This is a genomic window from Candidatus Paceibacter sp. (genome assembly GCA_013360865.1).
Lineage (GTDB): Bacteria > Patescibacteriota > Minisyncoccia > UBA9983 > UBA9983 > SURF-57.
Window position 1 is genome coordinate 1 of sequence record JABWAS010000035.1, and the last position, 5,999, is coordinate 5,999.

Sequence of the window (5,999 nt, forward strand, 5' to 3'; positions counted from 1 at the left end):
GCCCAAGACATCAACGAGCAGGTTTTCCGGCCGGTGCGGGATTCGCTTAGAAAAATACATGGAATTACGGACGGTTCGGAAATATCGGCCAAGGTTTCACCTTTGGAAAAACCTCAAAGAGAAACTTTTGTCTCGGCAAATTTCCAAGGACAGTCCTTGGATAAGCCGCATCGGGAGGAGATTTTGAAGGAGATAGAAAAAGACCACGGCAAAGACGAGGTGCCGGATATTTTGAAAGGCAGCACAAATCCCTTTGACGTGAAAATGAAAGAAGAAGTACATCAGGCGCCGGTGGAAGAAAAGACTTACGAGGAAAAACCGGCACCGCAACCGCCAACAGAGAAGCCAAAAGTTAAGTATGCGGTAGATCCTTATAGGGAACCGGTAGAATAGTCGTCAACCACTAGCCATTAGCCAATAGTAAAGAAAAAAGATATTTAATGATAAAATCTTACAGGGATTTAATTGTCTGGCAAAAAGGTATGCAACTGGTTATGGAAGTTTACTTTCTTACAAAAAAATTTCCACAGTCGGAGTTGTGTGGCCTGGCCAATCAAATGAAAAGAGCCGCAGTCTCAATACCGTCTAACATTGCTGAAGGTTTTGCAAGAAAACATAGGCAGGAATATACGCAATTTTTGAGAGTGGCTTATGCTTCCGCGGCTGAACTTGACACGCAGATTGAAATTTCTGAAAGGTTGAAGTTTGTGTCGGGTAAAGATGTCAACAAGGCTTCGGTTTGGTAAACGAAGTTATGAGAATTTTAAACAAAATTATTAATTCACTAGTGGCTAATCACTAATGGCTAGTGGCTAATCTTATGCGTTTCCAAGTACCACAATTTATAGAGGTTGAGAGCAAAATTTTCGGGCCGCTTACCTTCAAGCAGTTCGTTTATCTTGCCGGCGGGGCGGGCATAATTTTCCTGCTCCACGTCGCCTTGCCGTTCTTCCTGACGGTGATTTTTGCCGCGCCGGTGGGAGGCCTGGCCATCGCCCTAGCCTTCTATAAAGTCAATAATCGGCCGTTTATGGAGGTGATGGAAAACGCTTTCCATTATTTTACCGGGCCGAAAATTTACGTCTGGAAAAAGGAGAAAATAAAACCGGCGTCAAGCGTTGAAGAGCTTTTGGCCGCGAAAAGCAAAGCGCTGCCCGCCCAGCCTTACATTCCCAAACTGACCAAAAGTAAACTTAAGGAGCTGTCCTGGAGTCTGGATATTAAACACAACATTAAGTAAGCGCAGCAAATTTATAGTGTATAATTAACCAATGGCTACGCCGACAAAATCAACCCAGGAATTCGTGCCTGTCAAAGAAATCCGCGACGGAGTCGTCGTTTTAAAAGACGGCTCAATGCGGATGGTTCTGATGGCCTCTACTCTCAACTTCGCGCTCAAATCGGAGGAAGAACAAAACGCCATAACCCTGCAGTACCAGAACTTTCTCAACTCCCTTGATTTTACCGTCCAGTTTTTCATCCAGTCGCGGAAGCTGAACATAGACCCGTACCTCACAATGCTCGGCGAGGCGCAAAAAAATCAGGACAACGACCTGATGGAAATACAGATAAGGGAATATGTGGAGTTCATAAAAAACTTCGTCAAATTAAGTAACGTCGTTTCCAAAAATTTTTACATCGCGGTGCCATATACCACGGCGGTTATGGAAGCGCAGAAAGGCGTCTTGGGAAACATCGTAGGCAACTTTTCCAAAAAAACGGCCAAAGAGGCCAGCGATAGATTTGAGGAAAACAAACTTCAGCTCCAACAGAGGGCGGACATAGTGGCCCAAGGTCTGGCGAGGGTGGGGGTGAGGGTGGTGCCGCTTAACACCGAGGAGTTGATAGAGCTGTTTTATGAATTGTTCAATCCGGGGGAAAGCGAAAAGGCGAGAATGCAATAGAATAGCCATTAGCAATCAGCCACTAGCCACTAGTGAAAAATGAAATCAAGGAACTGTGTTATAATTTAATGGCTAATGGCTAATGGCTAATGGCTAATGGCTAATGGCTAATGGCTAATCAACAAAAAAAACAGCGGCGCGAAGGAGTCAGAAATCCTGCCCGTTATTCCCAAAGAAATTTACGAGTCGGGCGTTTTGCGGTTGCAGGACATTATCGCCCCCTCCGCGCTGGAGATAACTTCCAACCATATAAAAATAGGGGAGAAGGTGGCCCGGGTCATCTTCGTGATGTCTTACCCGAGGTTTCTCGGGGCAAGCTGGTTTTCGCCGGTTATCAATCTGGACAAGGTTTTTGACATTTCAATATTTATTCATCCGGTGGACACCGCTTCCGTTTTAAGACAATTACAGAAAAAAGTGGCTGAAGTTCAGTCGCAAATTCACACCAAAGAGGAAAAGGGATTCGTCCGCGATCCGATTTTGGACACGGCGTTTGAAGACCTGGAAGATTTGCGGGACAAGCTCCAGCAGGCGCAGGAAAAACTGTTCGGCGTGGGACTTTACATCACCGTTTACGCCGATAACCTGGAAGAACTGGACAAGACCGAATCGGAGATAAAAACTATACTGGAATCAAAAATGGTTTACGTCAAACCATGCCTCTTCCAGCAGAAAGAAGGCTTTGAAACAGTTTTGCCGCTGGGGACCGACAACCTGGAAATAAATACCCAGCTCAACTCGTCGCCCGTTTCCAGCCTGTTCCCGTTTGTTTCCTTTGATTTGTCGTCTGACAAAGGAATTCTTTACGGCATCAACCGCCATAACAACAGCCTTGTTCTTTTTGACCGTTTTTCCATGGAGAACTACAACTCGGTCATCTTCGCCAAAGCCGGTTCCGGCAAGTCTTACACCACCAAGTTGGAAATTTTGCGCTCCATGATGCTGGGCACCGAAGTGATAGTGATAGACCCGGAAAGGGAATACGAGTATCTGGCCGAAGCCACGGGCGGAAGGTACTTCAATATTTCGCTCAACTCCATCCACCATATCAATCCGTTTGACCTGCCGCCGGTGCGGGACGACGAATCGCCGGCCGATGTTTTGCGTTCCAACATCATATCGCTGGTAGGGTTGTTCCGCCTGATGCTGGGCGGGCTTTCCGTGGAGGAAGATTCCATTATGGACAAAGCCATTACCGAGACTTACGCCGCCAAGGACATTACGCCGGAAACCGATTTTTCCGGCGCCATTCCGCCGACGCTCTCCGACTTGGAGCTGGTGCTGGCCGGCATGGAAGGGGCGGAATCTTTGGCGCAAAGGCTGGCTAAATACACCAAAGGCACCTGGGCGGGGTTTATCAACCAGCCGACAAATGTGGACATCAATAAAAAGCTGGTGGTCTTCTCCATCAGAGATATGGAAGACGAATTGCGTCCGGTGGCTATGTATCTTATCACTCACTTCATCTGGAATATCGTCAGAAAAGACATTAAAAAAAGGCTATTGGTGATAGACGAGGCCTGGTGGATGATGAAGTACGAGGACACCGCTTCTTTCCTTTACGGCATCGCCAAAAGATGCAGGAAATACTATCTGGGGCTGGCCACCATTACCCAGGACGTGGGCGACTTTCTGGCTTCGCCTTACGGCCTGCCCATTATCACCAACTCTTCCATCCAGCTTCTGCTCAAGCAGTCGCCGGCGACCATAGACATGGTGCAGAGGACTTTTAACCTCACCGACGAGGAAAAGTTTTTGCTGTTGGAGTCCGACGTGGGCGAGGGGATATTTTTCGCCGGACTCAAGCACGTGGCCATCAAAATTCTCGGCTCCTACACCGAGGACCAGATAATAACCTCCGACCCGGCCCAGCTGATGGCCATTAAAAAGGCGCGGGAGGAACTCAACTTAGCCAATGGACAGGGAAGATAGGAGAGTAGGTGAAATAACTGAAATTGAGGAAGAAAAACTCGGCAGGTTTAACGCCTCAAAACTTCGGTCGGAAGCGGCCGCCGCCGCCAGCAGGGCTAATTTGCTTGGGGCGGCAAATTTGGCGGATAAGCTGGAAGAGATGATAGCCAAAGGCAACGACAAATCGGCGCTTTTTATAGTTCTTTCTTTGGCGGCGTTTAAGGATGGTTTGCTGGATATAGCGCTTGATTTTTTAGGTATTGGATTGATTCCGGTGGCCGGGCAGGTGCCCGGGTATTTCGTGTCGGCCGTTCTTTTTTACCTGATGTGGGGCAAGGGCATGCTCAAGGGCAGATTGTTCGCCTTGGTGCTGGCGTTTTTTGTCTCCGACAGCTTGCCCATCATTGAAGAATTACCCCTGACGGTTGTAGCCGTGCTTTTCGCCTGGCATGGATTGGTAAAAAGAGTCCAACAGGCGGAAGCGGATAAAGAAAGGCTGGGAGAAATGTCGGTAGAAGAAATGGAAAATTTGGCCCAAGCATACGAGATTGAGGATGAGGAGTAATTATCATTGTGCGTTGTTTTTGGGGTGCTAAAATATAGACAATGAATATTGCCAGAGCTAAAAAATTCGCAATCATATTTTTCCTGATGTTGCCTTTTGTGATTGGCCAAAATTCTTTCGCCCAGGAAATAAACGATTACAGTTCCGAGTTTTCCATTGAGACAATCCCGGGCGAGCCAAAGCCAGGAGAAAAAGTTTCCGCCAAAATCGTGAGCTACCAATTTGACCCCAACAGAAGCGACATTACTTGGACATTGGACGGCAAGATAATCGCCAAAGGTATGGGTGTTAAAACGGCCGAGTTTGTTTTGCCGTCTTTGGGAAAAGAAAGTGTTTTAAAAATTGACATCCTGACCAACAACGGCGCCAAAACTTCCAAAACCAGAAAATTTTCCGGCAGCGACATAGATTTTCTGTGGGAAGCGCAAACCACCGTTCCGGCAGGGTACAAAGGCAAAGCTCTGGCGGGACGGGGAACAGTTGTAAAAGTAACGGCCATGCCGCATTTATTCGCGGCGGGAAGTATTCTTCCGCGAAGCAATCTTGTATACGAATGGAGCCTGAATTATAAAAATCTTCCCGACAGCTCCGGAGCAGGCAAAAACACGCTGGCCATTCGATTAAACGATCTCGGTGATTACGTTGTGGGTTTGAAAGTTTCAACCCAAAATAAGTCATCAAGTTTCCAGAAATATTTGCACTTGACCGCCGAAGGTATAGCTCCGAAAGTTTCTGGCAAATCATTGGCAAGAGAAATAGAGTTGTCCGACGGGGAAATATCGTTAAGGGCGGAACCGTATTTCTTTAATATTGAAAGCGGAACGTCAGTTTTTAACTGGTTTATGAACGGCAAGGCGATAAAGCCGGCAAAAAAACAAAATGTTGTTTCCTTGCGCGCGGAAAGCGGCTCGGGGGAAGCGACGATAAAGGTCGTAGCCCGCAAAGAAACGCCGAAATCATTCCAGGAAGCGGAAAGGGTTATGAATATTACGTTTTAATTTATGGAAGTAAAATCATTTAAAAAAATATTTGCTGCGGGTTTTTTCATTGTTTTTACTTTTTCATTATTTTTACTTTTTCCAAAAAATAAAACAGTTTACGCGCAATTTGTATATTATGATGAAACATCAGAAATCTATCCGTGTTCGGAGTCATCCAACGGAGAATGTGTTTTAAAAACCAGAAAATATAAAAACACTTTTGGCTATGAAACAACGCAAGCCATCAGGAAGCCCAATGATGGAATATCGGGAGGGGAATTTTCGGAGGAATACACCGACAGAGATGGCCAAAAGTGGTACAGGTCCGGAACAACAAACAGCAACGATGATGTTACATCTTCGGAAAACTGGGAAAAAGGAGAAAAAATAGATATTGAGCCTGAAAAAGACGAAAAATTCACCTATACCCTCCTTGAGCCCCTTCCGTATGTGGGCGGGGAATTGAGTGAGAATGTAACACTTGAGCAATATCTGGGCTGGGCGTACCGGTTTGTTTTAAGCATCGCCGCTTTTTTGGCGGTGCTGCAGATAACCATCGGCGGAGTGATGTGGATTGCCAGTGGCGCCAATGAGAAAACAAGAGGCGAAGCCAAAAGTAAAATAGAAAGCGCCATCTGG

At 46.5% G+C, this 5,999-nt stretch carries 7 protein-coding genes and 1 pseudogene; all 8 read left to right on the forward strand.

The genetic code is table 11. The features are described 5' to 3' along the window. Positions 1–393: hypothetical protein (locus HUT38_04470; GenBank protein ID NUQ57707.1), on the forward strand; the 393-nt coding region annotated here is incomplete at its 5' end. A 50-nt stretch (positions 394–443) separates the two neighbouring features. Then, positions 444–802 (forward strand): annotated as a pseudogene (locus HUT38_04475) (four helix bundle protein). A gap of 18 nt (positions 803–820) precedes the next feature. Further along, entirely contained in the window at positions 821–1,240 is a 420-nt protein-coding gene (locus HUT38_04480) for a PrgI family protein (GenBank protein ID NUQ57708.1), read from the forward strand. Positions 1,241–1,271: 31 nt separating this feature from the next. Then, positions 1,272–1,904: a TraC family protein gene (locus HUT38_04485; protein ID NUQ57709.1), complete on the forward strand. Its 633-nt coding sequence runs from the start codon at positions 1,272–1,274 to the stop codon at positions 1,902–1,904. A 153-nt stretch (positions 1,905–2,057) separates the two neighbouring features. Next, positions 2,058–3,836, forward strand: a complete 1,779-nt coding sequence (locus HUT38_04490) for a DUF87 domain-containing protein (GenBank protein ID NUQ57710.1) — start codon at positions 2,058–2,060, stop codon at positions 3,834–3,836. Beyond that, positions 3,820–4,380 carry a hypothetical protein gene (locus HUT38_04495; GenBank protein ID NUQ57711.1) on the forward strand — a complete coding sequence of 187 codons (561 nt, stop codon included), beginning with the start codon at positions 3,820–3,822 and terminating at the stop codon, positions 4,378–4,380. Before HUT38_04490 ends, HUT38_04495 begins: the two co-directional genes overlap by 17 nt. Positions 4,381–4,421: 41 nt before the next feature. Beyond that, positions 4,422–5,378: a hypothetical protein gene (locus HUT38_04500; protein NUQ57712.1), complete on the forward strand. Its 957-nt coding sequence runs from the start codon at positions 4,422–4,424 to the stop codon at positions 5,376–5,378. A 3-nt stretch (positions 5,379–5,381) separates the two neighbouring features. Beyond that, on the forward strand, positions 5,382–5,999 hold a 618-nt coding region (locus HUT38_04505; GenBank protein NUQ57713.1), incomplete at its 3' end, for a hypothetical protein.